At 60.1% G+C, this 26,854-nt stretch carries 29 protein-coding genes and 1 riboswitch; of the genes, 7 read left to right on the plus strand and 22 right to left on the minus strand.

Annotated elements, in window-relative coordinates; genetic code table 11:
• Positions 1-142 precede the first annotated feature (142 nt).
• The 14 genes from ABTV22_RS21745 to cobO all read right to left on the minus strand — a co-directional run bounded on the left by ABTV22_RS21745 (position 143) and on the right by cobO (position 11,742).
• Complete coding sequence (locus ABTV22_RS21745; protein ID WP_433736526.1) at positions 143-709, minus strand: glutathione peroxidase; 567 nt, start codon at positions 707-709, stop codon at positions 143-145.
• A 72-nt stretch (positions 710-781) separates the two neighbouring features.
• Complete coding sequence (locus ABTV22_RS21750) at positions 782-904, minus strand: hypothetical protein (RefSeq protein ID WP_433736527.1); 123 nt, start codon at positions 902-904, stop codon at positions 782-784.
• Entirely contained in the window at positions 901-2,109 is a 1,209-nt protein-coding gene (locus ABTV22_RS21755) for an MFS transporter (protein ID WP_433736528.1), read from the minus strand. Before ABTV22_RS21755 ends, ABTV22_RS21750 begins: the two co-directional genes overlap by 4 nt.
• A 52-nt stretch (positions 2,110-2,161) precedes the next feature.
• Positions 2,162-2,566 carry a MarR family winged helix-turn-helix transcriptional regulator gene (locus ABTV22_RS21760; RefSeq protein WP_433736529.1) on the minus strand — a complete coding sequence of 135 codons (405 nt, stop codon included), beginning with the start codon at positions 2,564-2,566 and terminating at the stop codon, positions 2,162-2,164.
• 151 nt (positions 2,567-2,717) lie between these two features.
• On the minus strand, positions 2,718-3,452 hold the full coding sequence (locus tag ABTV22_RS21765; protein WP_433736530.1) for an adenosylcobinamide-GDP ribazoletransferase: 735 nt from the start codon (positions 3,450-3,452) through the stop codon (positions 2,718-2,720).
• Between the two features lie 2 nt (positions 3,453-3,454).
• Entirely contained in the window at positions 3,455-4,030 is a 576-nt protein-coding gene (cobC, locus tag ABTV22_RS21770) for an alpha-ribazole phosphatase family protein (protein ID WP_433736531.1), read from the minus strand.
• On the minus strand, positions 4,027-5,082 hold the full coding sequence (cobT, locus tag ABTV22_RS21775) for a nicotinate-nucleotide--dimethylbenzimidazole phosphoribosyltransferase (protein ID WP_433736532.1): 1,056 nt from the start codon (positions 5,080-5,082) through the stop codon (positions 4,027-4,029). Before cobT ends, cobC begins: the two co-directional genes overlap by 4 nt.
• Entirely contained in the window at positions 5,079-5,600 is a 522-nt protein-coding gene (gene cobU / locus ABTV22_RS21780; RefSeq protein ID WP_433736533.1) for a bifunctional adenosylcobinamide kinase/adenosylcobinamide-phosphate guanylyltransferase, read from the minus strand. The genes cobT and cobU overlap by 4 nt, the downstream gene beginning before the upstream one ends.
• Before the next feature lie 148 nt (positions 5,601-5,748).
• Positions 5,749-7,200, minus strand: coding sequence for a cobyric acid synthase (locus tag ABTV22_RS21785; RefSeq protein WP_433736534.1), 1,452 nt, complete (start codon positions 7,198-7,200; stop codon positions 5,749-5,751).
• Complete coding sequence (gene cobD, locus ABTV22_RS21790; protein WP_433736535.1) at positions 7,197-8,189, minus strand: threonine-phosphate decarboxylase CobD; 993 nt, start codon at positions 8,187-8,189, stop codon at positions 7,197-7,199. Before cobD ends, ABTV22_RS21785 begins: the two co-directional genes overlap by 4 nt.
• Positions 8,182-9,090, minus strand: coding sequence for an adenosylcobinamide-phosphate synthase CbiB (gene cbiB, locus ABTV22_RS21795; RefSeq protein ID WP_433736536.1), 909 nt, complete (start codon positions 9,088-9,090; stop codon positions 8,182-8,184). Before cbiB ends, cobD begins: the two co-directional genes overlap by 8 nt.
• Positions 9,087-9,737, minus strand: a complete 651-nt coding sequence (gene bluB / locus ABTV22_RS21800; protein ID WP_433736537.1) for a 5,6-dimethylbenzimidazole synthase — start codon at positions 9,735-9,737, stop codon at positions 9,087-9,089. Before bluB ends, cbiB begins: the two co-directional genes overlap by 4 nt.
• Complete coding sequence (locus tag ABTV22_RS21805) at positions 9,734-11,134, minus strand: cobyrinate a,c-diamide synthase (protein ID WP_433736538.1); 1,401 nt, start codon at positions 11,132-11,134, stop codon at positions 9,734-9,736. Before ABTV22_RS21805 ends, bluB begins: the two co-directional genes overlap by 4 nt.
• Positions 11,131-11,742, minus strand: coding sequence for a cob(I)yrinic acid a,c-diamide adenosyltransferase (gene cobO, locus ABTV22_RS21810; RefSeq protein WP_433736539.1), 612 nt, complete (start codon positions 11,740-11,742; stop codon positions 11,131-11,133). The genes ABTV22_RS21805 and cobO overlap by 4 nt, the downstream gene beginning before the upstream one ends.
• Before the next feature lie 83 nt (positions 11,743-11,825).
• Positions 11,826-12,055: riboswitch (cobalamin riboswitch) on the minus strand.
• A 152-nt stretch (positions 12,056-12,207) separates the two neighbouring features.
• On the opposite strand from cobO, the gene ABTV22_RS21815 reads away from it, so the two are divergent.
• Together ABTV22_RS21815 and ABTV22_RS21820 are read left to right on the plus strand one after the other, a co-directional pair.
• A complete protein-coding gene (locus ABTV22_RS21815) occupies positions 12,208-12,792 on the plus strand; it encodes a hypothetical protein (RefSeq protein ID WP_433736540.1) in 585 nt (194 codons plus the stop codon).
• Positions 12,793-12,859: 67 nt separating this feature from the next.
• Positions 12,860-14,173, plus strand: a complete 1,314-nt coding sequence (locus ABTV22_RS21820; protein WP_433736541.1) for a PQQ-dependent sugar dehydrogenase — start codon at positions 12,860-12,862, stop codon at positions 14,171-14,173.
• Positions 14,174-14,292: 119 nt separating this feature from the next.
• On the opposite strand, the gene ABTV22_RS21825 is transcribed toward ABTV22_RS21820, so the two are convergent.
• The 6 genes from ABTV22_RS21825 to ABTV22_RS21850 all read right to left on the minus strand — a co-directional run bounded on the left by ABTV22_RS21825 (position 14,293) and on the right by ABTV22_RS21850 (position 19,603).
• Complete coding sequence (locus ABTV22_RS21825) at positions 14,293-14,946, minus strand: O-methyltransferase (RefSeq protein WP_433736542.1); 654 nt, start codon at positions 14,944-14,946, stop codon at positions 14,293-14,295.
• Positions 14,947-14,964: 18 nt separating this feature from the next.
• Positions 14,965-15,501, minus strand: coding sequence for a C40 family peptidase (locus tag ABTV22_RS21830; RefSeq protein ID WP_433736543.1), 537 nt, complete (start codon positions 15,499-15,501; stop codon positions 14,965-14,967).
• A gap of 165 nt (positions 15,502-15,666) precedes the next feature.
• Positions 15,667-16,311, minus strand: a complete 645-nt coding sequence (locus ABTV22_RS21835) for a C40 family peptidase (RefSeq protein ID WP_433736544.1) — start codon at positions 16,309-16,311, stop codon at positions 15,667-15,669.
• 227 nt (positions 16,312-16,538) lie between these two features.
• Positions 16,539-17,243 (minus strand): DnaA regulatory inactivator Hda, encoded by a 705-nt coding sequence (gene hda / locus ABTV22_RS21840; RefSeq protein WP_150772678.1) that lies wholly within the window; start codon positions 17,241-17,243, stop codon positions 16,539-16,541.
• A gap of 197 nt (positions 17,244-17,440) precedes the next feature.
• Positions 17,441-18,514 (minus strand): AI-2E family transporter, encoded by a 1,074-nt coding sequence (locus ABTV22_RS21845; RefSeq protein WP_433736545.1) that lies wholly within the window; start codon positions 18,512-18,514, stop codon positions 17,441-17,443.
• A gap of 36 nt (positions 18,515-18,550) precedes the next feature.
• Positions 18,551-19,603, minus strand: a complete 1,053-nt coding sequence (locus tag ABTV22_RS21850) for a DUF2066 domain-containing protein (protein WP_433736546.1) — start codon at positions 19,601-19,603, stop codon at positions 18,551-18,553.
• A 384-nt stretch (positions 19,604-19,987) separates the two neighbouring features.
• Between ABTV22_RS21850 and purM the strand changes: the two genes are divergently transcribed.
• The 5 genes from purM (at position 19,988) to ABTV22_RS21875 (ending at position 24,004) form a co-directional block, all read left to right on the plus strand.
• The gene (gene purM / locus ABTV22_RS21855) at positions 19,988-21,046 is read left to right on the plus strand and encodes a phosphoribosylformylglycinamidine cyclo-ligase (RefSeq protein WP_433736547.1); all 1,059 of its coding nucleotides are present in this window, start codon (positions 19,988-19,990) and stop codon (positions 21,044-21,046) included.
• Positions 21,046-21,696, plus strand: a complete 651-nt coding sequence (purN, locus tag ABTV22_RS21860; protein WP_433736548.1) for a phosphoribosylglycinamide formyltransferase — start codon at positions 21,046-21,048, stop codon at positions 21,694-21,696. The genes purM and purN overlap by 1 nt, the downstream gene beginning before the upstream one ends.
• An 8-nt stretch (positions 21,697-21,704) precedes the next feature.
• Positions 21,705-22,418 carry a DUF3108 domain-containing protein gene (locus ABTV22_RS21865; protein ID WP_433736549.1) on the plus strand — a complete coding sequence of 238 codons (714 nt, stop codon included), beginning with the start codon at positions 21,705-21,707 and terminating at the stop codon, positions 22,416-22,418.
• 246 nt (positions 22,419-22,664) lie between these two features.
• Positions 22,665-23,081, plus strand: coding sequence for an OsmC family protein (locus ABTV22_RS21870; RefSeq protein WP_433736550.1), 417 nt, complete (start codon positions 22,665-22,667; stop codon positions 23,079-23,081).
• Between the two features lie 62 nt (positions 23,082-23,143).
• Entirely contained in the window at positions 23,144-24,004 is an 861-nt protein-coding gene (locus ABTV22_RS21875) for a pirin family protein (RefSeq protein ID WP_433736551.1), read from the plus strand.
• A gap of 98 nt (positions 24,005-24,102) precedes the next feature.
• Here the strand turns inward: ABTV22_RS21875 and ABTV22_RS21880 are convergent, their stop codons facing one another.
• A complete protein-coding gene (locus ABTV22_RS21880; protein WP_433736552.1) occupies positions 24,103-24,831 on the minus strand; it encodes a dienelactone hydrolase family protein in 729 nt (242 codons plus the stop codon).
• 67 nt (positions 24,832-24,898) lie between these two features.
• Complete coding sequence (gene htpG, locus ABTV22_RS21885) at positions 24,899-26,803, minus strand: molecular chaperone HtpG (protein WP_433736553.1); 1,905 nt, start codon at positions 26,801-26,803, stop codon at positions 24,899-24,901.
• Positions 26,804-26,854: the final 51 nt, after the last annotated feature.

The raw sequence follows: 26,854 nt of genomic DNA on the forward strand, positions 1-26,854 counted from the left end.
CTTCGGCAGCTCCTACATTGGAATGCGTTTCCCTGTAGGAGCTGCCGAAGGCTGCGATCTTTTGATCTTGATTTTCAAAGGCAAAACCCGAACACGGCCTGATCCTTCGGCAGTTCCTACAAGGAAACCAACCGGTTTCAGATCACGGTGTGGAGGCTAACGGCGCAGATGCCAGGGCCTTCTCCACAGCAGCGATGAACTCAGGATCATCAGGCTTGGTCAGGCTGGAGAAACTGGCGATCACCTTGCCCTGGCGATCAATCACGTATTTGTAGAAATTCCACTTCGGCGCACTGCTCTGCTTGGCCAGGACCTTGAACAGGTGCGTGGCATCGTCGCCGCGAACGCTTTGCGGCTCGGTCATGGTGAAGGTCACGCCGTAATTGACGTAGCACACCTTGGCGGTCACGGCGCCGTCCTTGGACTCCTGCTTGAAGTCATTGGAAGGCACGCCGATCACCTCCAACCCCTGACCTTTGAAGCGTTGATTCAGCGCTTCAAGGCTTTTGAATTGCGGTGCGAAGCCACAGAAGCTGGCGGTATTGACCACCACCAGCGGCTTGTCGGCAAAACGTTGGCACAAATCGATGGATTCATTGGCGCGCAACTTGGGCAATGAGCCTTGCAGCAAATCCGGGCACTCTGCCGCTTGAGCCAATCCGGTCAACGCTACCAGTAACGCGGGAACTGCACACCAGCGCATCAGCATATCGGTGTTTCCTAGTAGGAATCGTCAGAACGCGAAGTTACTCGCCCCCACATCCAGCGAGCAAGCGTCCCTCTAACAAACAGCCATACCCAACTGCATCAACGCCAGCCCACCCTGATGCCAGCCCCACCACACCAGGGCCAGCAGCAAAGCACAGACAGTAAAAAGCGTGATGCGTGGCCAGAGACTGTTCATGTCGCACTCATTTGCGTTTGCAGGCGTGCCACCGGTTGTTCGCGCACGGGCCAGTTCAGGGCGGCAGCCATCAGGCTCAAGAGAATTGCGACCTGCCAGATCAAGTCATAACTCCCGGTTCGATCGTACACCACTCCGCCCAACCAGCCGCCGAGGAACGAGCCCAGTTGGTGAAACAGGAAAACAATCCCACCGAGCATGGACAGGTTTCGTACGCCGAACAAGGTCGCGACCGTGCCGTTGGTCAAGGGCACCGTCGACAGCCACAGGAAGCCCATGGCCATGCCGAACAGATACGCCGTGGTGGTCGTCACCGGTGCCCACAGGAACAGCGCAATCACCACCGCCCGCAACACATACAGGCCAGTGAGGAGTCGCGGCTTGGACACGCGCCCGCCGAGCCAACCTGCGGTGTAGGTGCCGAAGATATTGAACAGACCGATCAGCGCCAACACCGTGGTGCCGACGGTGGCCGGCAGGTGTTGATCCACCAGATACGCCGGCAAGTGCACGCCGATGAACACCACCTGAAAACCGCAGACAAAAAAACCGAACGCCAGCAGCCAGAACCCGGAATGGGAACAGGCCTCGCGCAGGGCTTCGGACAGCGTTTGTTCATGACCAAGCACCGGCAACGGCTTGTCCTTGAGCATGCTCACCAGCGGCACGATCAGCGCCACCAGCAGCCCGAGTGCCAGCAAGGCCGCGGACCAGCCCAACCAGCCAATCAACCCCAGCGTACCGGGCAGCATCGCGAACTGGCCGAACGAACCGGCAGCGCTGGCAATGCCCATGCCCATGCTGCGTTTTTCCGGCGGTACCGCACGACCGACCACGCCGAGGATGACGGAAAACGAGGTGCCGGACAGGCCGATACCAATCAACAGGCCGGCGCTCAAGGACAAAGTCACCGCAGAGTCGGACAAGCCCATGAACACCAGGCCCAAGGCGTACAGAACTCCACCGATGAGTACCACTTTGGCCGCGCCAAAGCGGTCAGCCAGCGCGCCGGTAAAGGGTTGCGCCAAGCCCCAGATCAGGTTTTGCAGGGCGATGGCGAAAGCAAAGACTTCACGCCCCCAGCCGAACTCGGCACTCATGGGCGCCAGGAACAGCCCGAAGCCATGTCGCACTCCCAGAGACAACGCCAGAATCAGCGCACTCCCCAACAGAACCCAACCGCACGTACGCCACATCGATGTCATTCTTGTTCTCCGGTCGCGGGTATATACCCGCTTAAGATCGAACCAACCGGCGTCAGGCCAGTTCGTCCAGCAACTTCAATAACGTTTCACGCTTGTCTGCGCCCAGGCGATCAACCAATCGCTGTTGCGCCGCCTCCCAGGCCGGCAAGGCTGCTTTCAGACGCTCGGCGCCCGCTTCGGTCAGTAGAACGATGCGATTGCGCATGTCCTCGCCTTCCACCAGCGTCACCAAGCCGTCGCCTTCCAGCACCCGCAGATTGCGCCCCAGGGTACTGCGATCCAGCCCCATGGCTTCGGCCAGGGTGGAAATACTCGGTTGATCCAGACGCTGCAGATTGCACAGTAAAGAATACTGCGCGACGTTGATCCCGAAGCCGTCGAGAGCGCCGTCGTAATGCCTGCTGACGCCACGGGCGGCGCGACGCAGGTTGATGCATAAACATTGGGAGTCGAGCATGGTGCGTGTATATACCCGCGAATAATGGAATGCAAATTTATGTTACACGCAAACCCTGTAGGAGCGAGCCTGCTCGCGATGAACTCGAGGCTGACGCGTTTATTCAGGAAGCACGCGTTAACGTTTACGTCCATCGCGAGCAGGCTCGCTCCTACAGGGTGAGCGCCAGCCCTACGAGCACCGCCACCTCCAACAACTCCAGCAACGCCCCCGCGGTGTCGCCCGTCGTCCCACCCAGTCGCCGCAGCATCACGTGCCGGAGCCAGACGAACAGCAGGATTGCCAGCACCACGGCAAATACACCACTGAGGCCTGCGATCAGCACACAAACCAACGCGCTGACCGCCAACACCTGCTTACCCGCCAATCGGGGAAGATGATCGGCCAATGCCTGCCCCAACCCACCGGGGCGCACATAGGGCGTCGTCAGGAATAAGCCCAGCAACGCACTGCGCCCCAGTAAAGGAACGATAACCAGCGCCATGGCGTGCTGCTGCTCGATTAACGCCAGCAACGCGGCAAATTTCAGTAGCAGCACCAACACCAGTGTCACCACCGCAATCGGTCCGCTGCGCGGGTCTTTCATGATGGTCAGCGTGCGCTCGCGGTCACCGAAACCACCCAGCCAGGCATCGGCGCTGTCAGCCAGGCCATCCAGATGCAGCGCACCACTGAGCAACACCCAGACTGTCAGCAACAACGCCGTGTGCAGCAACAAGGGTGCGCCCGCCAACAGCCAGTTCGATGCCCACAAAATCGCACCGAACAACAACCCCACCAGCGGATAAAACAGCAGCGACCGCCCAAGTTCCTGCGGTGCCGGCATGCCGGGCAGGCGAATCGGCAGGCTGCTGAGAAATTGCAGGGCGATCCAGAACGGCAACATGTTCAGAGCACTTCCCTTAATACGCCATCGGACGCGACCGAAAGCGAGAACAGCGCACCATGCGCCACTTCGACGTTGAGCAACTGTTCACGGGGCAGACCTCGCGCCTGAGCCAGCAGCAACCGCATGACTCCGCCATGGCTGATCAGCAACACGCGCTCGCCGGCATAGGCTGCCTGCAAACGCGCAACCGCCGACAACACGCGCGCCGAGAATTCGGCTACCGGCTCACCATCGGGTGGTGTGAATGAATAAGGGTCGGCCCAAAACCGCCCCAGGTCTTCGGCATCGGTTTCCATCAATGCCGCCGCGCTCTGCCCTTCCCAGCGACCGAAATGCAGCTCTTGCAGGTTTTGATCAAGCGTTACCGGCAAATCCAATTGCGCGGCGAGTTCTTCGGCGAAGCGCGCACAACGCTGCAACGGCGAACTGACCAAACGGTCCCACGGCCCTTGCTCCATCACCGCCGCGCGCATCTGCTGCCAGCCCTTTTCGGTCAGCGCATCATCAAGACTGCCACGCAAGCCGCCGCCCAGTTCGGTTTCGCCGTGACGCAGCATATCAAGTTGCAAGGTCATGCCGGACGATCCGCTACCGCAGCTTCGGCGAACGTCGCCATCTGCCCGTGCAGATCGCACGCCAGTCGCAACAGCGGTACCGCCAGCGCCGCCCCGCTCCCCTCGCCCAGGCGCAAGCCCAGATCGAGCAGTGGCTCGGCGTTCAGGGTTTCCAGCACATGTCGATGCCCCGGCTCGGCACCACGATGAGCGAACAACAGCCAGTGCCTGCACTCCGGATTCAAGCGCACCGCCACCAACGCCGCGACGCTGCAAATGAAACCGTCCACCAGCACCGCAACGCCTTCCTGGGCGCACGCCAGATAAGCGCCGACCAATGCTGCGATTTCAAAACCGCCAAGGTTGAACAGGGTTTGCAATGCATCGCCGCGCTGAGCCCCGTGCAAGACCAATGCACGCTCAATCACTTCGGCCTTGTGGCTGACGCCCGCCGAATTCAATCCCGTGCCTGGGCCCGTGAGGTGCACCACCGGGCAATCCAGCAAGGCACAGGCCAACGCACTGGCGGCGGTGGTGTTGCCGATGCCCATCTCGCCACCGATGAACAACTGCGCACCTGCCGCTTTCGCGCGCAACACGCTGTCACGACCGGCCTGCAATGCCCGTTCGCCTTGATCCACGGTCATCGCCGGTTGTTGTGAAAAATTCGCCGTGCCAGGGCCAATATTCAGGTGACGTACGCCCGGCAAGCTGAGCGACGGTGTCACGGTGCCCAGGTCCACCACTTCCAGAGTGGCACCCAGTTGCCGCGCCAGTACGCTGATCGCCGCGCCACCGTTGACGAAGTTGTGCAGCATTTGCCCGGTGACTTCTTGAGGAAACGCCGACACCCCTTCAGCCACGACGCCGTGATCACCGGCAAAAATCGCGATAGCGACCTGCTCCAGTCGCGGCTTGACCTGCCCCTGCATGCCGGCCAACTGCACCGCCACAGACTCCAGTTGACCGAGCGAGCCGGCCGGTTTGGTCAATTGCTGCTGACGGGCTGACGCCTGCTCGAGCGCTTGAGCGTTGATCGCTTTGCACGGGTTCAGCCACCAAGATGAGCTCATAACGCAGTTCCTTTCAAAGTCAGGGGCAGGCCGGCAACGGTCAGGACAACGCGCTGACAACGCTCGGCCAGAGCTTGATGCAGCCAACCGGCTTCATCGACAAAACGGCGAGTCAATTCGCCCAGCGGCACGACACCCATTCCGGTCTCGTTGCTGACAAAAATGATTTCACCCGGTAACGACGCCAGGCACTCCAAAAGCGCATCACGCTCGGTGCTCAGGCGCTCGTTGTCCTCGAGCATCAGCAAATTGGTCAGCCAGAGGGTCAGGCAGTCCACCAACAGGCAATGATCGACGCGAGCGTTTTCGTGCAGGACGCGAGCCAGTTCCAGGGGTTCTTCAATCAACGCCCATTCGGCCGGGCGACGGGCGCGGTGATGAGCGACCCGGTCGTTCATTTCTCCGTCCAGGGGTTGGCTGGTGGCGATGTAGGTCACTTGCAGTTGACTGTCTGTTGCCAGTTTTTCAGCCAGGCGACTTTTGCCGGAACGGGCGCCGCCGAGGATCAGTTGGAGCATGGTTTATTCCTTGAAGTCTTCGGTGCGGCATCTGGCCTCTTCGCGGGCGAGCCTCGCTCCTACAGATTGGGTGTCGTTTACAGCAGCAATGGACGACACGAAACCTGTAGGAGCGAGGCTTGCCCGCGAAGGCGTCCTCACAATTGCCTCAAATTCCACAGAGCTCACGCAACAATCCGGTATCGAGATGCTTCTCCACCAGATCCGCCAGCCGCTCGATATCCCGCTCGCGCAACCCGTGGTAATCCACATCCTGCACATCTCGCAAACCCGCCCAACGCAGCAGCGCACTGCACGCCGCTGGCGATTCGAACAGGCCATGCAGGTAGGTGCCAAAAATCTGCCCGTCGGCACTTTGCGCGCCATCGCAACGGCCGTCATCAAGCTGCACCGCAGCGTTTTCCAGGGCGATCCCTGTGGTAACGCCCGCATGGATTTCATAACCGCACACTTCAGCATTCTCAAGGACCAGACGCCCGCGCACGTTACGCAGTTGCTTCTCTGCTTCCAGCTGCGTTTCAAACGCCAGCAAGCCCAAACCGGCACTGGAGCCTGGAGCGCCTTCGAGGCCCAGCGGATCATGCAGCTGTTCGCCGAGCATTTGCAGACCGCCGCAGATGCCCAGCAGCTTGCCGCCATAACGCAGATGTCGAGCAATCGCGGTGTCCCAGCCGTTGACCCTCAGGTACCCCAGATCGCTACGTACGCTCTTGGAGCCTGGAAGAATGATCAGATCGGCCGACGGGATCACCTGGCCAGGACCGATGAATTGCAGGTCCACTTGCGGATGCAGGCGTAGCGGATCGAAATCGGTGTGGTTGCTAATGCGTGGCAACACCGGCACCACTACTTTCAGTACCTGCTCGGCCTTGTCAGTCTGGCGCTGATCGATGCCGTCCTCGGCTTCCAGGTGCAAATCCATGACGTACGGCAACACGCCGATCACTGGTTTACCGGTGCGCTGTTCCAACCAATCCAGTCCCGGTTGCAACAAGGCGATGTCGCCACGAAAACGGTTGATGATGAAACCCTTGACCCGTGCCTGCTCACTGGGCGACAGCAACTCCAGCGTGCCCACCAAATGGGCGAACACCCCGCCACGGTTGATATCGGCGATCAGCACCACCGGGCAATCCACCGCTTCGGCGAAGCCCATATTGGCAATATCGCCCGCGCGCAGGTTGATTTCGGCCGGCGAGCCGGCGCCTTCGACCATGACCAGCGGATAGGCCGCGCTCAATCGTGCATGGGAAGCCAGCACCGCTTGCATGGCGATGGATTTGTAGTCGTGATAGGCGACGGCGTTCATGGTCGTGACCGCTCGACCATGAATGATCACCTGGGCGCCGGTGTCGCTGTTAGGCTTGAGCAGCACCGGGTTCATGTCGGTGTGCGGCTCCAGGTACGCGGCCTGGGCCTGCACCGCTTGCGCACGACCAATCTCGCCACCGTCGGCCGTCACCGCGCTGTTGAGCGCCATGTTCTGCGGCTTGAACGGCACCACGCCCACGCCCTGCCGCGTGACCCAACGGCACAGCGCCGTCACCAGCGTGCTTTTACCGGCGTCGGAAGTGGTGCCCTGCACCATCAGCGTTGTCATGGGTTTTCCTTGGTGAAAGCGTCGAATGCGATGGCGAGGCGAATCCAATCGGCTTCATCAGCCGGCAAGCCAAAACGCAGACTGCTGTTGTGCGTGAACAACCGCAGCAGAATGCCGCGCCGGGCCATGAACTCATGCAACTGTTCGGCACGCTCGGTGATCAGCCATTGGAACAAAGCGCAACCGCCCTGGGGTTTGAAGCCGTAGTGCTCCAGCATCAATGCCAACCGTTCACTGGCCTCCTCGGCGCGCACCCGTTGCCGCGTATGGCCTTCGGTATCGCGCAGGCAAGCCTGGCCCAACACCCGGGTCGGGCCGCTCACCGCCCAAGGCCCCACCTGTTCGGCAAGCAATTTGAGCAACTTGCGCTCGGCCAGGACAAACCCCAGACGCACCCCGGCCAGGCCGAAAAACTTGCCGAACGAACGCAGCACGATCAGTCCGACCTGGTGGGCAAACGGCGCCACACTCAAGTGCGGTGTGTTGTCCATGAACGCTTCGTCCACCACCAGCCAGCCACCGCGCTGGGCCAGTCGCGAATGCCAGTCGAGCAATCGGGTCGGGGTCAGTCTCAGGCCGGTCGGATTGTTCGGGTTGACCACCACCAGCACATCCAGGCTGTCGATGAAGAAGTCGACTTCCTGTTCCAGCACCTCACGCACGATGTAGCCATTGCGACGCCAGGCTTCGGCGTGTTCGGCATAACACGGCGAGAGCACGCCGACCTTGCCTGCCCGACGCAATCGCGGCAGCAACTGAATGGCCATTTGCGAACCGGCCACCGGCAACGCGTGCAAGGTGCCGTAGTAATCGCAGGCGGCTTGCTCGAGCCCGTCATCGGTTTCCGGCAATCGCGCCCAGGCGCGCAGCGGGATGTCCGGAACCGGGAATGGCCAGGGCGCCAGACCGCTGGACAGATCAAGCCAATCGGCTTCCTCGATGCCGTATTCGAGCGCCGCCTTGCGCAACCGTCCACCGTGTTCAAGCATAAAATTCAGCCCCCACGCAGAGAATCAGCAGCCATAACCATACCCCGCGCTGGACCAGTTGCCAGCCACGATCAATGGAGTCGGCATCCGCTGGCACGCCCTGGCCCAGCTGCGGACGCTCGTGCAGTTCGCCGTGATAAATCGCCGGACCGCCCAACTCGACGCCCAATGCACCGGCACCTGCCGCCATCACCGGGCCGGCATTGGGGCTGTCCCAAGTCGGGCCCTGGCTGCGCCAGCATTTCAACGCCAGTCGGGTTTTGCCCAACAGCGCGTAAGTCAACGCCACCAGACGCGCCGGAATGTAATTGAGTACATCGTCGATCTTCGCCGCCGCCCAGCCGAAACGCTCGAAGCGCTCGTTGCGATAGCCCCACATGGCATCCAGGGTATTGCTCAACCGGTAGAGCACCACACCCGGCGCACCGGCCACGGCAAACCAGAACAAAGCGGCGAACACCGCGTCACTGCCGTTTTCCAGTACCGACTCGGTGGCGGCACGGGCGACTTCGGTTTTATCCAGCTCGCTGGTTTTACGGCTGACCAGATAACTGACGCGCTGGCGCGCTTCGTCGAGATCATCGCTGCGCAAGGCCTTGGCCACAGGCTCCACGTGCTCGCCCAGGCTGCGCATGCCGAGGGCGCAATACAGGGCAAGAATCTCGACGATCCAGCCTATGTAAGGCGCCCAGGAAAACGCCGTCGCCAGCAACGTCAGCGGCAACACCGCGATCACCCACGCAGTGACGCCATGGCTGCGCCAGCCACGACCACCACCGTTGAAACGTTGCTCGATGCGGTCGGCAAAACGGCCGAACGCCACCAGCGGGTGCCAGCGTTTGGGTTCACCCAGCAGCGCATCCAACCCCACGGCGGCGACACTCAACAACGCCACACTCATGGACGCACTCCCCAAAAATTCTCATACAACAATTCACTGAGCGGACGCTCTTGCGCCCAGCCTTCCAGTACCAGCATTGGCGCTGGGTAAAATGCCTTGACCGGTCCCAGGCACAAAATCGCCAACGGTTTAGCGCCGGGCGGCAGGCCCAGCAAGTCCGCCAACGCTTGCGGCTCGAACAGGGAAACCCACCCCATGCCCAAGCCTTCGGCGCGGGATGCCAGCCACAGGTTCTGGATCGCGCAGGACAACGAGGCCATGTCCATTTCCGGCAAGGTGCGTCGACCGAAAATATGCCGCTCGCGATCGTCCATCAGCGCGGCCACCAGCACCTCGGCGCAATCGTTGATGCCTTCGACCTTGAGTTGCATGAATTCGTCGGTGCGCTCGCCGAGGGCCTCGGCGGTGCGGATGCGTTCTTCTTCCACCAGCACCTGGATCTTGCCGCGCAGCGTGCGATCGCTGATGCGGATGAATCGCCAGGGCTGCATCAGGCCGACGCTCGGCGCCTGGTGCGCGGCTTCGAGCAGTCGGCGCAACAGCTCAGGCTCGACGGTGCCGCCTGTAAAGTGGCGCATGTCGCGGCGTTCGGCGATGGCGCGGTAAACCGCTTCGCGTTCGGCCGCACTGAATGTGTTGTCGGTCATGGCCGCTTCGCGAGCAAGCCCGCTCCCACAGGAGATTGCATAACACCAGGCATTGCACCGTCCATTGTGGGAGCTGGCTTGCCAGCGATGGCGGTCTCACAGACAGGCGCAAACAACGCGGCAACCGCCGACGGATTGGACGGAAAATAAAAGTGAACATACGAAGCGGTCATCCGCCCCTCGCGATAAACCGCCTCCGCCCCGCGTCCACCGTTGGGGCTCAAGCCCCGGGCAATCGGCGTCAGTTCGGTGGTGGTCAGCGAATGGTGATAGGTGTGTCCGCGCAGCGAACCTTCCGGCAACTCGACCGCCTGCAAGGCCAGCGCGGCAAGGCGCTTTTGCATCACCGCATCACCGCTCAGCAAACCGGTCAGCTCAGCGCGGGTGCCTTCGACGTCGGTCAGCGAGTCGAGCAGATACAGCATGCCGCCACATTCCGCCAACAAGGGCTTGCCTGCGATGTGGTGGGCACGGATGGCGCTCAGCATCGAGGTGTTTTTTGCCAGCGCCACGTGGTGCAATTCCGGATAACCACCCGGCAGATACAGGCTGTCCGCCTCTGGTAATTGGCGGTCATGAATCGGCGAGAAAAACCGCAGTTCGGCGCCCATCGCCCGCAGCAAATCCAAACTGGCGCCATAGGTGAAAGCAAAGGCCTCGTCACGGGCCACGGCAATGCGCACGCCAGCCAACAGTGGTTCGACAGCCATCACATCCGGCGCGGCAAATTCCACTGCCGGTGGCAACGCGACCTCGCAACTGCTGGCCAAGGCATCGGCCGCCGCATCGAGGCGCACATCAAGGTCGTTCAACTCGCTGGCCTGCACCAGCCCCAGATGGCGGCTCGGCAATTCGATTCCGGTTTCCCGGGACAAGGCGCCGTACCAGCGCAAGCCTTCGGTCAGGCTACCTTCGAGCAATTGTGCGTGACGCAAGGTGCCGACGCGGTTGGCCAGGACGCCGGCAAACGGCAAGTCCGGCTGATAGCGCGCCAACCCCAACGCCAATGCACCGAAGGTCTGGGCCATGGCGGTGCCGTCGATCACGCCCAGGACAGGCACGCCGAAGTGTCGCGCCAAGTCGGCGCTGGACGGCGTGCCGTCGAACAACCCCATCACCCCTTCGATCAGAATCAGGTCCGCTTCACCGGCGGCTTCCCACAGCAAGCGGCGACTTTCCTGCTCGCCGACCATCCACATGTCCAGTTGATACACCGGCGCACCGCTGGCGCGCTCGAGAATCATCGGGTCGAGAAAATCGGGACCGCATTTGAACACACGAACCTTGCGCCCTTGATTGCGATGCAAACGGGCCAGCGCGGCGGTGACGGTGGTCTTGCCCTGACCGGAAGCCGGCGCGGCAATCAGTACCGCAGGGCAGTGACGGGGTTGATTCACAGCTCGACGCCTTTTTGCGCTTTGATGCCAGCCTGGAAGGCGTGTTTGATCATGCCCATCTCGGTCACGGTGTCGGCCAGTTCGATCATCTCGGGCTTGGCACCACGGCCGGTCACGACCACATGCTGCATCGGCGGACGCGCCTGCAAATCGCTGAGCACCTGATCGAGATCGAGGTAACCGTGCTTGAGGGCGATGTTCAATTCATCCAGTACCACCAGGCCGATGGACGGGTCGCGCAGCAGTTCCTGCGAAACCGCCCAGGCCGCTTCTGCGGCGGCGATGTCCCGCTGGCGATCCTGGGTTTCCCAGGTAAAGCCCTCGCCCATCACATGAAAACGCACCTGCTCGGGAAAGCGCCGGAAGAACAACTCTTCGCCCGTGCTGTTGCGCCCCTTGATGAACTGCACCACGCCGCACTGCATGCCATGCCCCATCGAGCGGGCCAGCATGCCGAACGCCGAACTGCTCTTGCCCTTGCCATTGCCGGACAGCACCAGCAGCAGGCCGCATTCGTTCGGGGAATTGGCGATGCGTTCATCGATCACGGCTTTTTTGCGCTGCATGCGCGCCAGATGACGTTCGTCACGATCAGGGGTATCGGTCATGGGGAAGCTCTCCGTTGAGGCAGGAATAACGGCGGGCAGGCACAAGAATAGACGGCAAGAAGCCTGGCATCGCCCACCGTGATGCCGCTTGGATGGATCAGGCCGGTCTCCGGGCTCATGAGCGGCATTGGCCGAACTGCGCGCCTTCCCATGTCGTTGGACACAGTGGCTCAAGGCGCAGTTTTCACTCATTTACCGTTGCGGGGGCAGCGCCGGGATCGTGGGCGTTCATCGGTTGAACGGATCACTCACCGGCTTCCCTGTTTCACTCTGTCGACCGGGGCCACAGAGCACCTGAAACAAGCGGCGAAGGTTAGAGGGTTGGGCATGGAGCGTCAATTAAAGCCGGGGCCCTGCTTCGGGAATATCGACTGCCGCTCAATATTCTGACGTCAATCTTGTGCCGCGCTGCCAGCAGTGATATCAAAGAGCCATAACTCACACCACAATAAAAAGGCGAGCCCCATGCAAGGCATGATCATCAGCAATCCGAAGCTGGAATTCCTGCGCCCGGTGCTGGAACGCTGGTTTGACTGTATCGATCGCTACAACGCCATCCGTGGCGACAGTGAAACGCCCTACTGGCTCGACGAGAAAGCCAATCTCGGCTTGCTCAGTGCTGCCGCGTGGATGGCCGAGATCATCACCCTGGAACAATCGCCTACTCGCAAACAGATCGAAGAAGGCCAGCGCAACGGCCGCGCCGATCTGTTCATCGCCACGCCCGAAGCACGCGCCTGGCTACAGGCGACGCAACGCTGGCCACGGGTCAACCAGTTGAATCTGACTCAGGCCCTGCACGACATCACCAGCAGTGCCAGGCAGATCAGCTACGCCAGCGACCTGAAACTCGGCTGCCTGTTCGTCGCCCCGCAAAAAACCCAACACAGCGCCACGCCGGAAGAATTGCAGGACATGGTCGACGATCTGCAAAAAGAGCACAGCTGCGCCGTGGCCTGGTATTTCCCTTATGCCTACCGCAAGTTGCACAACGAAGCGGGCCAGTATCACCCCGGCATCGCCATGTTGCTCAAGGAGGCGCACGGCTGAGCGGTTGAACCAACACGCACCGGCGCTTCTCTACTGATCAGGTCACTGCATTCATAGGAAGATCAGCATGCGCAAGCTCCAGCTCGCTCTCGTCCTCGGTTTCACCTGCGGGCTCACCGCCTGCGGTGAAACCTCCAGCTTGCAAGTTTCTGACGGCACCGGTCCGTCGCCCAAATTGCCGGAACCGAACAAGACCCTGTTCCCGACGATGAATATCGCTCCGGCTGTCGGCTGGCCGCAAGGCGCCAAACCCGTCGCAGCCGCCGGCACACAAGTGACCGCGTTCGCCGAAGGGCTGGACCATCCGCGCTGGCTTTACGTGCTGCCCAATGGTGATGTGCTGGTGGCTGAAACCAACGCCCCGCCCAAACCCGATGATGGCAAAGGCATTCGTGGCTGGGTCATGAAAAAAGTCATGGGCCGCGCCGGGGCTGCCGTGCCGAGCCCGAACCGCATCACCCTGCTGCGGGACAAGGACCACGATGGCATCGCCGAAACCCGTACTGTATTTCTGGAAAACCTCAACTCGCCCTTTGGCATGACCCTGGTCGGCAACGACCTGTACGTCGCCGACACCGATCGCCTGCTGCGCTTTCATTACGAAAACGGCGACACGGTGATCAAGTCACAGCCGATCAAAGTGGTCGACTTGCCAGGCGGCACCCTCAATCACCATTGGACGAAGAATGTCATCGCCAGCAAGGACGGCAGCAAGCTGTACGTCACTGTCGGCTCGAACAGCAATGTCGGTGAAAACGGCATGGATCAGGAGCAAGGACGCGCGGCGATCTGGGAAGTGGATCGCGCGACCGGCCATCACCGGATTTTTGCCTCCGGGATTCGTAATCCAAATGGCCTGGCCTGGGAGCCTTCAAGCGGCGCCCTTTGGACCGCCGTCAATGAGCGAGATGAAATCGGCAGCGACCTGGTGCCGGACTACATCACATCGGTGAGGGACGGCGGATTCTATGGCTGGCCCTACAGCTATTACGGTCAGCACGTCGACATTCGCGTCGAACCGCAAAACCCTGAGTTGGTGGCCAAGGCCATTGCACCCGATTACGCAGTCGGCCCACACACTGCATCGCTGGGCCTGGCCTTCGCCAAAGGCAATACGTTACCGGCGCAATTCAAGGAAGGCGCCTTTATCGGCCAGCACGGTTCATGGAACCGCAAACCGCACAGTGGCTACAAAGTGATTTTCGTGCCCTTCAGCGCCGGAAAACCGGTCGGGCCACCCGTGGATGTGCTGAGCGGTTTTCTCAATGACAAAGAAGAAGCCATGGGCCGCCCCGTGGGCGTGGTGATTGACCAGCAGGGGGATTTGCTGGTGGCCGACGATGTGGGGAACAAGGTGTGGCGGGTGTCAGTCGCCAAATAGCACATTGCCTGCGGACCAAAAAACCTGTGGGAGCGGGCTTGCCCGCGATGAGGCAGGCACATTCAACATTGATGTTGGACGATCCACCTCTATCGCGGGCAAGCCCGCAGTTTCAGTGTTTAACGTTTACGGCAGAGCGTGAGCCCATCCCCCAACGGCAACAACGACAGATCCACCCGCGCATCCTCTTTCAAGGCACGATTGAGTGCCTGGATGGCTCGGGTATCTTCACTCTCCGGATTAGCCTCAAGCACTCGTCCGCTCCACAGCGTGTTGTCGAACACCGCCAGGCCTCCGACACGCAACAGACGCAGTGCATGCTCCAGATAGGCGGGATAGTTGGCCTTGTCGGCATCGATAAAGATCAGATCGAACTGACCTGGCGAGTCCAGCTTGCCCAGGGTTTCCAGGGCGGGCGCCAGACGCAGATCGATGCGCTCAGCGAGTCCCGCTTCCTGCCAGTAACGACGGGCGGTGGCGTTGTAATCGCCTGGAATGTCACAACAGATCAGCGAACCGTCTTGCGGCAATGCCGCCGCCATGCACAGGGCGCTGTAACCGGTGAAGGTGCCGACTTCAAGCACACGCCTGGCGCCCGTGAGTTTCACCAGCAGGGCAAGAAACTGCCCCTGCTCGGGCGCCACTTGCCAGCGCGCCATGGGCAGCGCCTGGGTTTCGTCACGCAAACGCTTGAGTAACGGCGTTTCGCGCAGGGAAACATCCAGCAGGTACTGATAGAGCGAATCATCGAGATTGAGCGTACGAGCGGTCATGAGCACGACCTCCGGCGATTACGGATTTCGCGCCAGGTGCTCCGGTTGCAGGACGCGCTTGGCGCTCAGGTAGGCTTTCTGCCAATACGCCTTGGACAAGCTGTCGAGCTTCACCGTGCCACCCGTGGCTGGTGCATGGACGAAGCGACCTTCACCGACGTAGATGCCGGCATGGCTGACCTGGGAACCGCCATTGGTGGCGAAGAAGATCAGGTCGCCTGTTTGCAGACCTTCCTTGCCGACATCGGCCGCTTGCATGGAGATCATTTCACGGGTGGTGCGTGGTAAGGAAATGCCAGTGACATCACGATACACATAGCCGATCAGCCCGCTGCAATCGAAACCGGAGTCCGGTGTATTGCCGCCCCAGCGATAAGGTGTGCCCACCAGACCGAGCGCACGAAACAGCACGTCTTCCGCTTCAGGCGAGAACGCCTGGGAAGAGCCGAACACGATGGGGGGGCGAACCACCGGCGCTGGCGGCGGCGTGCGACTGGCGCAAGCACTGAGCAGCGCGGCGAAGAGCAAGATTGTGAGGCGGGCCGACGTCGTCATAAGCAGAACACCCTGATCTGGCTGCGGCTTTTTCCTGCAGAGGACGCAGAAAAGAAAACCGCCTGCGCAGCACGCAGGCGGTTTGCCATCATTCATAGATCAGATTCTAGCGCTTATGCAGCAAACTTCAAGTAAGACTTTAAGTTCGCCTTACAAACTGTCCGCTTACTTGCGTGCAGTGACAATCGGGTTTGCAGCGGGAGCCATCGCAAGGGCGCGCTTGGCTTCGATGAAGGTCTTGCTCCAGTAGCTGTCGCCCAAGTTGTCGATCCGCACGCCACCGCTTTTGCGGCTGCTGGAATGGATGAACTGGTTGTCACCCAAGTAGATCCCGGCGTGACTGACGCGACCGCGACGACCGTTGGTAGCGAAGAACAACAGGTCGCCCGGCTCCAGCTTGTTGCGAGAAACCAGTGGCGCGTCCACGTTGATCATTTCACGGGTGGAGCGAGGCAGGTTCATGCCGGCCTCTTCACGAAACAGATAGCCGATGAAGCCGCTGCAATCGAAACCGGCTTCAGAGGTACCACCGAAACGGTAACGGGTACCGATCAGGGACATGCCACGTTCGAGGATGCTGTCGGCCAGAGCAGGCAGTTGGTAGGACTTGCCATCAGCAAAAGCGGCCAGTTCTTTTTCGGTGGCCACTTCGTCCTGGTAAAGAGAGTCTTGATAACGGACGGAAGACTGGGCAGTAACGGAATTTTGAGCCTGTTGTGGCGCTTGCTGGGACACTGGCGTGTGGGCAGCGCAACCGAACAACAGGGTAACGAGTGCGAGAGGCACGAGGGGTGCGAAGCGCTTTAGCATGGGCACGACCGTGGCTGATGAGTGGTAAAGAAGTCGAGACTATGCCCGCTATCACCCTCATTTGCAAATTCAATCGAACTTTTTGTGACTTCCCGGTTTCCCGGTTACATCTAAGCGCTTAAGCCCATTTTGATCATTTGCGTAGCCTGCGCCCTGCAGGAAAGCGCATTTTCTGGCGTCTGGAATATGCCGCAAGCCGCCGCAAGCCGCAGACCACGCGGGCTTGGCTACCAGCCCAGGGTTTCTTTCAGGAACGGAATGGTCAACTTGCGCTGTGCCTGAAGCGAGGCCTGATCGAGCCTTTCAAGCAACTCGAACAGAGCACTCATGCTGCGCGTGCCACGGGTCAAAATGAAATGCCCGACCTCATCCGTCAGGTGCAGGCCACGACGGGATGCCCGCAGTTGCAGGGCACGCAATTTGTCTTCATCGGAGAGCGGGCGCATCTGGAAGATCAATGCCAGCGTCAGGCGGGACTTCAGGTCTGCCAGCTTGACTGGCAGTTCACGCGGGGACGTAGACGCCGCAATCAACAGACGCCGGCCACTGTCACGCAGGCGATTGAACAAATGGAACAAGGCTTCTTCCCAGTCAGCCTTGCCTGCCACGGCCTGCAAATCATCCAGGCAAACCAGCTCGTACTGTTCGAGGTTGTCGAGAATTTCGACGCCGCGATCCATCAACTCCGCCAGCGGCAGGTACACCGCCGGTTCACCCATCTGCTCGAAACGCAGGCACGCGGCCTGCAATAAATGCGTGCGCCCTACCCCGTGCTTGCCCCAGAGATAAATCAGACTTTCGGTCCAGCCGGCGTCGGCTTCGCATAGCCGCTCGACATAGCCGAGTGCAGCGGCATTGGCGCCTGGGTAGTAGTTGATAAAGGTGGCGTCGTCACGCAGACGCACACCTAGGGGCAGCTGAATCGGTTTCATGCTGACTGAACAGTTCCAAAGGAACCGTAAGTGGCCTCTGTGTAAAGTTTGCGAAGTTTATACCCGTGAAGCCGACGGCACAATGCGACACACCACAAGCAAAATCAAAGGTTTGCGTCAGCAGGCCGGTTTCATGCCGGTTTCTTTGGCGGTGCGGGGATCAACCCGGTAGCAAACCGGGTTACCCGCGATCGAGCCTAAAGCTCGGGCTCGTCGACACCACTGTAGATTTCCGAATCCTTATACAAATCATGCACATGGCGCACCAGCACCATGATCACGGCCGCCACCGGCAATGCCAACAAAATACCGGTGAAACCAAACAGTTCACCGCCGGCCAGGATCGCGAAGATCACCGCCACCGGGTGCAGACCGATGCGATCCCCCACCAGCAATGGTGTCAGCACCATACCCTCCAGCGCTTGACCGACCATAAACACCGCGACAATGCCAATCATTGGGTACAGGTCGCCGCCGAATTGGAACAGACCGGCGATCAAAGCGGCACCAATGCCGATAATGAAGCCCATGTACGGCACAATCGCCGCCAGACCGGCAATCAAACCGATCAGCAGCCCCAACTCCAACCCCACCAGCATCAGCCCTGCGGCGTAGATCACGCCCAAGGCCAACATGACCAGCAATTGCCCGCGCACGAAGGCTCCAAGTACTTCATGGCACTCGCCGGCGAGCAACACCGCACGCTCCTCACGATCACGGGGCAGCAAGCTGCGAATCTTCGCCATCATCAGGTCCCAATCGCGCAGCAGATAAAAACTCACCACCGGAATCAGCACCAGATTCGCCAGCCAGCCGATCAACGCCAGGCCGGAAGCCGTCGCCTGACTCAGCACCACCCCGACAATGTCGGTGGTCTGGCCCATGTGTTCGCTGATGGCAGCCTTGAGCTTATCGAACTTCCAGAACCCCTCGGACAAACCAAACTTTGACTGTGCCCAAGGCAGTGCAGTGTGCTGCAACCAGTCCAACATCTGCGGCGCAAGCTCATACAGACGAAACAGCTGCTTGGCGAGCATCGGAACCAACACCAGCAGCAACGTCGTGAAGATCAAGGAGAACAAGGCGAATACCGCGACCACTCCCCACGTCCGTGACAACCCGACCCTTTCCAGCCGATCCACCAACGGATCAAACAGATAAGCCAGCAGCAACGCCACCAGGAACGGCGTCAGTATCGGGTGTAATAGCCAGATAAACGCGCAGAGCAGAACCACTCCACCCAACCAGAACCAACGCCGCGTATCGGCCATGAACCACTCCATTGCTTCTATATATAGAAAGAAAAACTACCAGCGAAAATGCAGCTGCGGCGCAGGTGCAACTGTCGGCGCCACGGCAGGGGTTGAACCATCGGCCGCAGGCGTTACGGGCGCCACGGGGGCCGGCGCTGCGGCCACCTCTTGCAATTTTGCGAGCGACAATTGCGCCCGCAGTTGATCGGTACTGCCATTGACCCGATACAGTATTTTGTCGCCATTCACGCTTTGCGGGCGCCCGCCAAAAGGCTCCAATAAACGGCCAAGGGTCGCGTAACGCTCAAGATTCATGCCGTCAACGGCCAGCAATTGTTGACCCGTAGCCCCAGGCTTAGCGACGAACCGCGGCGCCAATCGTTCGTTGACCGCCAGCATCACCGCGTCCGCCAGTGCCGCTTGATCGGCACCAGTGGCGGTACCGGTTTCGGCTTTATCCCCCAGCCACAAACGCCACTTGGCTTGCCATTGCCCCCCTTCTTCGCGGGCATGTACCGCCAGCAGGGCATCGGCATTGTAGCGTTCCGAGGCGTTGTGCAAGGGCGCGGGGTCGGCACTTTCCAGGTTCGCAGCGGTGCCGACAATCTGTTCATTCAGATCCGCCAACGGCAACCGCAGTGGCAAACCACGGTGCTGCGCCGCACGCCGCAACGGCACTGCGCCAGGCTGAGCATCGCCCACCAGGCTTGATCCTTCGGTGTAATCGTTCAGCCACCAGCCAAGAATCGATGGCCGGTTAGCGCCCCACATGGCCAATCCGGCACGACGCAACGCCTGCTCGGTGGTGCCTGGATCGAAATCGACCTTCAATACCTCCGGTGGCCCGGCGTCATAGCCGAACTGACTGATGATTTGCTGCGGGTCTTTGCGGATCGCCGCCAGTCCCGGACTTTGTACGGCCTTGGGGTCGCCGGTCAGACGCAAGACAAGGGTGTCGAGGGCGCGCTGGGTCGCTTGATCGCGCTCCTCGGGTGACTGGCCGCTCACAGGTTCGCGCACCTGGTAAAGGCCTTTGACCGTTTCGGCATGGCTAATCAGACTGACCAATGACAAACAGCCTACAAACAAGAATTTACACAAACGCATGGAAGATTCCTGGCGACAAGAGCGGCTGGAACAGGCCGCATGAAGATGACCGAGCAAGGTTGTGACCATTGCCCGGCGCAAAACATTCACACGTCCCGGGTAAGTTTTCGCACTGTCATAACGATAGACGGTTAATGACGATACCCTGCTCAAGCTTGAAGGATGCAATCAACACGCAGTAATGAAGGTTTTTTTAAGCCGATATGCCCCTGCTGTCGGCCTGAGGATGGCCGCTGCCCTTCAAGCCTGATAAAATCGCGCGCCTTCGCAGACCGGCAACAGCCGGGCACTTTCGAAATTCGCGTGAGGCAATCGCCCCCGTCGATTTCGGCGCCCCCGCTGAACTCGGTCGTTACCCAGAAATCCCCCCTAAAGGCCTGGATCATGAGCAAGCAACCCTCCCTGAGCTACAAGGACGCCGGTGTAGACATCGACGCCGGTGAAGCATTGGTCGAACGCATCAAGAGCGTCGCCAAGCGCACTGCGCGCCCGGAAGTCATGGGCGGCCTGGGCGGTTTCGGCGCCCTCTGCGAAATCCCGGCCGGCTACAAGCAGCCTGTGCTGGTTTCCGGCACTGACGGCGTCGGCACCAAGCTGCGCCTGGCACTGAACCTGAACAAGCACGACAGCATCGGCATCGACCTGGTTGCCATGTGCGTCAACGACCTGGTCGTTTGCGGCGCCGAGCCGCTGTTCTTCCTCGACTACTACGCCACCGGCAAACTGAACGTCGACACCGCCGCTCAGGTCGTGACCGGCATCGGTGCAGGCTGCGAACTGTCGGGTTGCTCGCTGGTTGGCGGCGAGACCGCTGAAATGCCGGGCATGTACGAAGGCGAAGACTACGACCTGGCCGGCTTCTGCGTCGGCGTCGTGGAAAAATCCGAAATCATCGACGGCTCCAAAGTCGCCACCGGCGATGCCCTGCTCGCCCTGCCGTCTTCCGGCCCGCACTCCAACGGTTACTCGCTGATCCGCAAGATCATCGAAGTGTCCGGTGCCGACATCGAAAACATCCAGCTGGACGGCAAACCACTGACCGACCTGCTGATGGCTCCGACCCGTATCTACGTGAAGCCGCTGCTCAAGCTGATCAAGGAAACCGGCGCCGTCAAAGCCATGGCCCACATCACCGGTGGCGGCCTGCTGGACAACATCCCGCGCGTTCTGCCAAAAGGCGCACAAGCAGTGGTTGACGTGGCGAGCTGGAACCGTCCGGCGGTATTCGACTGGCTGCAAGAGAAAGGCAACGTCGACGAGAACGAAATGCACCGCGTGCTGAACTGCGGTGTGGGCATGGTCATTTGCGTGGCGCAAGAACACGTTGAAACCGCCCTGAACGTTCTGCGTGAAGCTGGCGAGCAACCTTGGGTCATCGGCCAGATCGCCACCGCTGCCGAAGGCGCGGCTCAGGTTGAACTGAAGAACCTCAAGGCTCACTGATGCCTAACACCTGTGATGTCGTGGTGCTGCTGTCCGGCACCGGCAGTAACTTGCAGGCCTTGATCGACAGCACGCGGACCGGCGACAGCCCGGTCCGCATCGCTGCGGTGATCTCCAACCGCGCTGACGCCTTCGGCCTGCAACGCGCCAGGGACGCGGGCATCGACACCCGCACCCTGGATCACAAAGCGTTCGACGGCCGCGAGGCCTTCGATGCCGCGCTGGTCGAACTGATCGACGCCTTCAATCCCAAGCTCGTGGTACTGGCTGGCTTCATGCGCATTCTCAGCGCGGATTTCGTGCGCCATTACCAGGGTCGCCTGCTCAACATCCATCCTTCACTGCTACCCAAATACAAAGGGTTACACACTCATCAGCGAGCGCTGGAAGCCGGCGACGCCGAACACGGCTGCTCAGTGCACTTCGTCACCGAGGAACTCGATGGCGGACCACTGGTCGTACAGGCAGTAATACCGGTAGAGTTGCACGACTCGCCGCAGAGTCTGGCGCAGCGGGTCCATGTACAGGAACACCTGATCTACCCGATGGCCGTGCGCTGGTTTGCCGAAGGCCGACTGTCACTTGGCGATCAAGGTGCTTTACTGGATGGACAGTTGCTCGCGGCCTGCGGCCACTTGATTCGAACCTAGGAGATATTATGCGTCGCGCCCTGCTCCTCGCTTGCGCTCTGCTCGCTTTGCCCTTCGCACAGGCTGCAGAACTTCAACCTTTCTCCGCCAGCTACACCGCCGACTGGAAACAGCTGCCCATGAGCGGCACCGCCGAACGCAGCCTGACCAAGGAAGCCAACGGCGTCTGGAAGCTCAGCTTCAAGGCTTCGATGATGATCGCCAGCCTGACCGAAGAAAGCACCCTGACCCTCGACAAGGACACCCTGCTGCCGCAGTCCTATCACTTCGAACGAGGCGGCCTGGGCAAAGCCAAGAAAGCCGATCTGGACTTCGATTGGGCCGCCAAAAAGGTCACCGGCACCGACCGTGGCGACGCGGTCAACATCCCCCTTAACCGTGGCATGGTCGACAAATCCACCTATCAGCTTGCCCTGCAGCATGACGTAGCCGCCGGCAAGAAAAGCATGAGCTATCAGGTGGTCGATGGTGGCGAAGTCGATACCTATGACTTCCGCGTGCTGGGCTCGGAGAAGGTCGATACCAAGGCAGGCCAGATCGACGCAGTCAAAGTCGAGCGCGTACGCGACCCGACACAAAGCAAGCGCACTACCGTGCTGTGGTTTGCCAAGGATTGGGACTACCTGCTGGTTCGCCTGCAACAGGTCGAAACCGACGGCAAGGAATACAACATCATGCTCCTGGACGGCAAGGTCAACGGCAAGGCTGTCAAAGGCAGTTGAATCAGACCGATATGAAAGAGCCCCGCCAATGCGGGGCTTTTTTTCGCCGGATGTCTGCGCCCTCATTGTAGGAGCCAGGCTTGCCGGCGAAGGCGCTCTCCGGGACGATTTCGCCGGCAAGCCTGGCTCCTACGGGTCCGCGTCCAGCCGTGAGCAAGAAAGTGGAACCCGCCACAGGAGCAATGCTCTATACCTTCAAGGTCTTTTTTGATCGAATGTCTGCTCCTGATGCCAGCGAGGTTTCCCATGACCGTTACCGTCAATACCGTCTCCGCCGAAGGTTTTCGTCACAGTGTACAAATCGATGACCATGAGCTTTTTGCCGACGTCCCCACCACGGCGGGTGGTGAAGGCTCGGCACCGGAACCCCACGATTACTTTGACGCGGCACTGGGCGCCTGCAAAGCCCTGACCCTGAAGCTGTATGCCAGGAAGAAGGGCATCCCCCTGACCGGTGTTGGCGTCGAGGTCAAACGCGACAACAGCGAAGAGCAAAAGGGCAAATACGCGCTGCACGTCAAATTGACCCTCAAAGGCGTACTCACCGACGCCCAGCGTGACGAACTGCACCGCGTGGCCGACCGCTGCCCGATTCACAAGCTGATGACCACCAGCGAAGTCAGCATCGAAACCCATCTTTCGGAAGGTGCCTTCAGCCAATAGCGGCAACGACCGCGCAGGCGGGTTATGCTCGATGGCATCACCCGCTCAGCCTGGAATGCACCATGAACACTCCGCTCGTGATTCGCCCTCGTGCCGAAGATGTCGAAGGCCAGCCGATTCTTCGCCCGTTGCCGTCAGCCAAATGCCGCAATGTCGGGCCTTTTGTATTCTTCGATCACATGCTCCAAACCCGCTACGCCGCGGGAGAAGGCATGAATATCCGCCAACATCCGCACATTGGCCTGTCCACACTCACCTACCTCTTTGAGGGACAGCTCCAGCACAAGGACAGCCTCGGGTCGGATCAGATCGTCAATGCTGGGGATGTCAGCTGGATGACCGCTGGCAGTGCCATCGCCCACGTTGAACGCACGCCAGAAGCACTCAAAGGTAGTGATTTCATGATGCACGGCTTGCAGGTCTGGCTGGCTTCGCCGAAGGAACGTGAGCATGGACCGGGTCATTACAGCCACCATCCTGCATCGACGCTGCCGGTCAGTGAAAGCCTTGGGGTGAAGATCCGCATGATTGCCGGCTCAGGCTTCTGCCTGGAATCGCCGGTACCGGTGCTTTCTCCCACACTGTACGCCGAGGTGAATCTTCAATCGGCAACGACGCTGCTGATTCCCACCGAGCACGAAGAACGTGCGCTGTACGTGCTGAGCGGTGAGGTGCAACTGGACGGCGAAACGGTTGAACCCCATGCACTGGTGGTGCTGCCGGCCGGCGAGGAGATGACCTTGTTCGCCGAAAGCGATTGCCATGCGGTGTTGTTTGGCGGGGCACCGCTGGATGGTCCGCGGCGAATCAACTGGAATTTTGTGGCGAGCGACCCGGCGTTGATCGACGAAGCACGGCGGCGCTGGGCGGCCGGGGATTGGCCGACGGTACCGGGGGAAGTTGAGCGGATCGAATTGCCCTAGAGCAAAAACAAAAGATCGCAGCCTTCGGCAACTCCTACAGGGTAACGCGTAAATCTGTAGGAGCTGCCGCAGGCTGCGATCTTTTGATCTTCAGGTAATCAACCCTTGAATACTTCATCCAGCAAATTGTGCATCGACGTAAACGCCCGTGCAGCAACCTTGGCGTCGTACATCATCATGCCCGGCACCTTGGCATGCGGGTCAGTGAACGAGTGGAATGCACCACCGTAGCTCAACAACTGCCAATCCACACCGGCGGCATTCATTTCATCCTCGAACGCCGGCAACTGCTCTTTCGGCACCAATGGATCGGACGCGCCGTGCAGCACCAGTACCTTGCCTTTGATGCTCTTCGCATCGGCCGGATTTGGTGTATCGAGGGTGCCATGGAATGAGACCACGGCCTTCACCGGCGCACCGGTACGCGCGAGTTCCAGCGCGCAGCAACCACCGAAACAAAAACCGAAGGTCGCCAGGTTCGACGTGTCGACCGCCGCCTCGCCCTGTTTCTGCAATTGCTCGAACGCCACTTGCATGCGCTTGCGCAGCAATGCTCGGTCGTTCTTCAGCGGCATCATCGCCGCGCCCGCCTCGTCGTTATTCTGCGGACGAACCGACTGTCCGTAGAGATCCGCGATCAGTACCACGTAACCTTTGGCCGCCACCGATTTGGCGATCTCCTCAGCACCGGCGCCGACGCCCATCCAGTTCGGCGCCATCAACAACCCCGGACGCACGCCCTTATGGTCGGCGTCGAAAGCCAGGCGGCTTTCGTAGGCTTGGCCGTCAATCTGGTAAGCAACGGAACGTACAGTGATTTGGCTCATTTCTGACTCCTGATTTTTAAACACCAGAATGAAAAAACCCGCCGAAGCGGGTTTTTCTGCAACACAGTTAAGCCGACAACTCGACCAACAGCTTGTTCAGTCGGCGCACATAGGCCGCCGGGTCCTTCAAGCTGTCACCGGCCGCCAGGGCGGCCTGATCGAAGAGGATGTGCGACAGGTCGCCGAAGCGCTCGTCACTCTGCTCGCTGTCCAGCTTCTCGATCAGCGGGTGAGCCGGGTTGAATTCGAAGATCGGCTTCGAATCCGGCACCTTCTGACCGCTGGCTTCCAGGATCTGACGCATTTGCAGCCCCAGATCCTGCTCGCCGATGGCCAGGATCGCCGGGGAGTCGGTCAGACGATGGGAAACCCGTACTTCAGCAACGGATTCGCCCAGTGCCGTCTTAAGACGCTCCACCAGACCTTCCTTGGACTTGGCGACTTCCTCGGCAGCCTTCTTGTCCTCTTCCGAGTCCAGGTTGCCCAAGTCCAGGTCACCGCGCGCCACGTCAACGAAGCTCTTGCCGTCGAAATCGCTGAGGTAGCTCATCAGCCACTCATCGATGCGGTCGGTCAGCAGCAGCACTTCGATGCCTTTCTTGCGGAAGACTTCCAGGTGCGGGCTGTTTTTGACCTGCGCGTAGGTTTCACCGGTCAGGTAGTAGATCTTGTCCTGACCTTCCTTGGCACGAGCCAGGTATTCGGCCAGACCGACCACTTGCTCACCGTCATCACCGTTAGTGGAGGCGAAACGCAGCAGGCCGGCGATTTTCTCTTTATTGGCGAAGTCTTCTGCCGGGCCTTCTTTCATGACCTGACCGAAGTTCTTCCAGAAGCCCTTGTACTGTTCAGGCTCGTTCTTCGCCAGTTTTTCCAGCATATCCAGCACACGCTTGGTCAGCGCCGACTTCATGGAGTCGATGATCGGGTCTTTCTGCAGGATTTCCCGCGACACGTTCAGCGACAGGTCATTGGAGTCGACCACGCCCTTGATGAAGCGCAGGTACAGCGGCAGGAACGACTCAGCCTGGTCCATCACGAACACGCGCTGCACGTACAGCTTCAGGCCTTTGGGCGCTTCACGCTGATACAGGTCGAACGGCGCACGAGCCGGCACGTACAGCAGCGAGCTGTATTCCAGCTTGCCTTCGACCTTGTTGTGGCTCCAGCTCAGCGGATTCTCGAAGTCGTGGGCGATGTGCTTGTAGAACTCCTGGTATTCCTCATCCTTCACTTCAGTGCGAGGACGGGTCCACAGGGCACTGGCGCGGTTGACGGTTTCCCATTCAACGGCCGGCTTTTCTTCACCTTCAGTGGCTGCCACTTCTTTTGGCAACTCGATCGGCAAGGCGATGTGGTCGGAGTACTTCTTGATAATGTTGCGCAGGCGCCAGCCATCCGCGAACTCGTCTTCACCGGATTTCAGGTGCAGAACAATGCGGGTGCCACGTTCGGCCTTGTCGATGGTGGCGACTTCGAATTCGCCCTCACCCTTGGACGACCAGTGCACGCCTTCGCTGGCAGGGCTGCCTGCACGACGGCTGAACACGTCGACTTTGTCGGCAACGATGAATGCAGAGTAGAAACCGACACCGAACTGACCGATCAGGTGCGAATCTTTCTTCTGGTCGCCCGACAGGTTCTTCATGAAGTCGGCGGTGCCGGATTTGGCGATGGTCCCCAGGTGGGTGATCACATCTTCACGGCTCATGCCGATACCGTTGTCTTCGAGGGTGACGGTCTTGGCGTCCTTGTCGAAGCTCACACGGATTTTCAGCTCGGCGCCACCTTCCAGCAATTCTGGTTTGGCGAGGGCTTCGAAACGTAATTTGTCTACAGCGTCAGAGGCGTTCGAGATCAGTTCGCGAAGGAAAATTTCCTTGTTGGAATACAGCGAATGGATCATGAGGTGCAGCAGCTGCTTTACCTCGGTCTGGAAGCCCAGGGTTTCCTTTTGAGTTTCCACACTCATGGTCATCAAACTCCAATCAGATGGCATAAGCCGCGACCAAGAGGGTCTGCG

The sequence above is a fragment of the Pseudomonas putida genome, assembly GCF_050990305.1.
In the GTDB taxonomy this organism is placed as follows: Bacteria; Pseudomonadota; Gammaproteobacteria; order Pseudomonadales; family Pseudomonadaceae; genus Aquipseudomonas; species Aquipseudomonas putida_AH.

Bases quoted from the DNA above. Each gene is read 5' to 3' on its own strand.
- ABTV22_RS21835 (WP_433736544.1), bottom strand. From the start codon at position 16,311: ATGCTAAAGCGCTTCGCACCCCTCGTGCCTCTCGCACTCGTTACCCTG.
- ABTV22_RS21815 (WP_433736540.1), top strand. From the start codon at position 12,208: ATGCAAGGCATGATCATCAGCAATCCGAAGCTGGAATTCCTGCGCCCG.
- bluB (WP_433736537.1), bottom strand. From the start codon at position 9,737: ATGACCGACAACACATTCAGTGCGGCCGAACGCGAAGCGGTTTACCGC.
- ABTV22_RS21755 (WP_433736528.1), bottom strand. From the start codon at position 2,109: ATGACATCGATGTGGCGTACGTGCGGTTGGGTTCTGTTGGGGAGTGCG.
- cobO (WP_433736539.1), bottom strand. From the start codon at position 11,742: ATGACCGATACCCCTGATCGTGACGAACGTCATCTGGCGCGCATGCAG.
- ABTV22_RS21825 (WP_433736542.1), bottom strand. From the start codon at position 14,946: ATGACCGCTCGTACGCTCAATCTCGATGATTCGCTCTATCAGTACCTG.
- cobC (WP_433736531.1), bottom strand. From the start codon at position 4,030: ATGACCTTGCAACTTGATATGCTGCGTCACGGCGAAACCGAACTGGGC.
- htpG (WP_433736553.1), bottom strand. From the start codon at position 26,803: ATGAGTGTGGAAACTCAAAAGGAAACCCTGGGCTTCCAGACCGAGGTA.
- ABTV22_RS21875 (WP_433736551.1), top strand. From the start codon at position 23,144: ATGAACACTCCGCTCGTGATTCGCCCTCGTGCCGAAGATGTCGAAGGC.
- ABTV22_RS21745 (WP_433736526.1), bottom strand. From the start codon at position 709: ATGCTGATGCGCTGGTGTGCAGTTCCCGCGTTACTGGTAGCGTTGACC.
- hda (WP_150772678.1), bottom strand. From the start codon at position 17,243: ATGAAACCGATTCAGCTGCCCCTAGGTGTGCGTCTGCGTGACGACGCC.
- purM (WP_433736547.1), top strand. From the start codon at position 19,988: ATGAGCAAGCAACCCTCCCTGAGCTACAAGGACGCCGGTGTAGACATC.
- ABTV22_RS21880 (WP_433736552.1), bottom strand. From the start codon at position 24,831: ATGAGCCAAATCACTGTACGTTCCGTTGCTTACCAGATTGACGGCCAA.
- ABTV22_RS21850 (WP_433736546.1), bottom strand. From the start codon at position 19,603: ATGCGTTTGTGTAAATTCTTGTTTGTAGGCTGTTTGTCATTGGTCAGT.
- ABTV22_RS21785 (WP_433736534.1), bottom strand. From the start codon at position 7,200: ATGACAACGCTGATGGTGCAGGGCACCACTTCCGACGCCGGTAAAAGC.
- ABTV22_RS21830 (WP_433736543.1), bottom strand. From the start codon at position 15,501: ATGACGACGTCGGCCCGCCTCACAATCTTGCTCTTCGCCGCGCTGCTC.
- purN (WP_433736548.1), top strand. From the start codon at position 21,046: ATGCCTAACACCTGTGATGTCGTGGTGCTGCTGTCCGGCACCGGCAGT.
- ABTV22_RS21820 (WP_433736541.1), top strand. From the start codon at position 12,860: ATGCGCAAGCTCCAGCTCGCTCTCGTCCTCGGTTTCACCTGCGGGCTC.
- ABTV22_RS21845 (WP_433736545.1), bottom strand. From the start codon at position 18,514: ATGGCCGATACGCGGCGTTGGTTCTGGTTGGGTGGAGTGGTTCTGCTC.
- ABTV22_RS21760 (WP_433736529.1), bottom strand. From the start codon at position 2,566: ATGCTCGACTCCCAATGTTTATGCATCAACCTGCGTCGCGCCGCCCGT.
- ABTV22_RS21865 (WP_433736549.1), top strand. From the start codon at position 21,705: ATGCGTCGCGCCCTGCTCCTCGCTTGCGCTCTGCTCGCTTTGCCCTTC.
- cobU (WP_433736533.1), bottom strand. From the start codon at position 5,600: ATGCTCCAACTGATCCTCGGCGGCGCCCGTTCCGGCAAAAGTCGCCTG.
- ABTV22_RS21765 (WP_433736530.1), bottom strand. From the start codon at position 3,452: ATGTTGCCGTTCTGGATCGCCCTGCAATTTCTCAGCAGCCTGCCGATT.
- cobD (WP_433736535.1), bottom strand. From the start codon at position 8,189: ATGCTTGAACACGGTGGACGGTTGCGCAAGGCGGCGCTCGAATACGGC.
- cobT (WP_433736532.1), bottom strand. From the start codon at position 5,082: ATGAGCTCATCTTGGTGGCTGAACCCGTGCAAAGCGATCAACGCTCAA.
- ABTV22_RS21870 (WP_433736550.1), top strand. From the start codon at position 22,665: ATGACCGTTACCGTCAATACCGTCTCCGCCGAAGGTTTTCGTCACAGT.
- cbiB (WP_433736536.1), bottom strand. From the start codon at position 9,090: ATGAGTGTGGCGTTGTTGAGTGTCGCCGCCGTGGGGTTGGATGCGCTG.
- ABTV22_RS21750 (WP_433736527.1), bottom strand. From the start codon at position 904: ATGAACAGTCTCTGGCCACGCATCACGCTTTTTACTGTCTGTGCTTTG.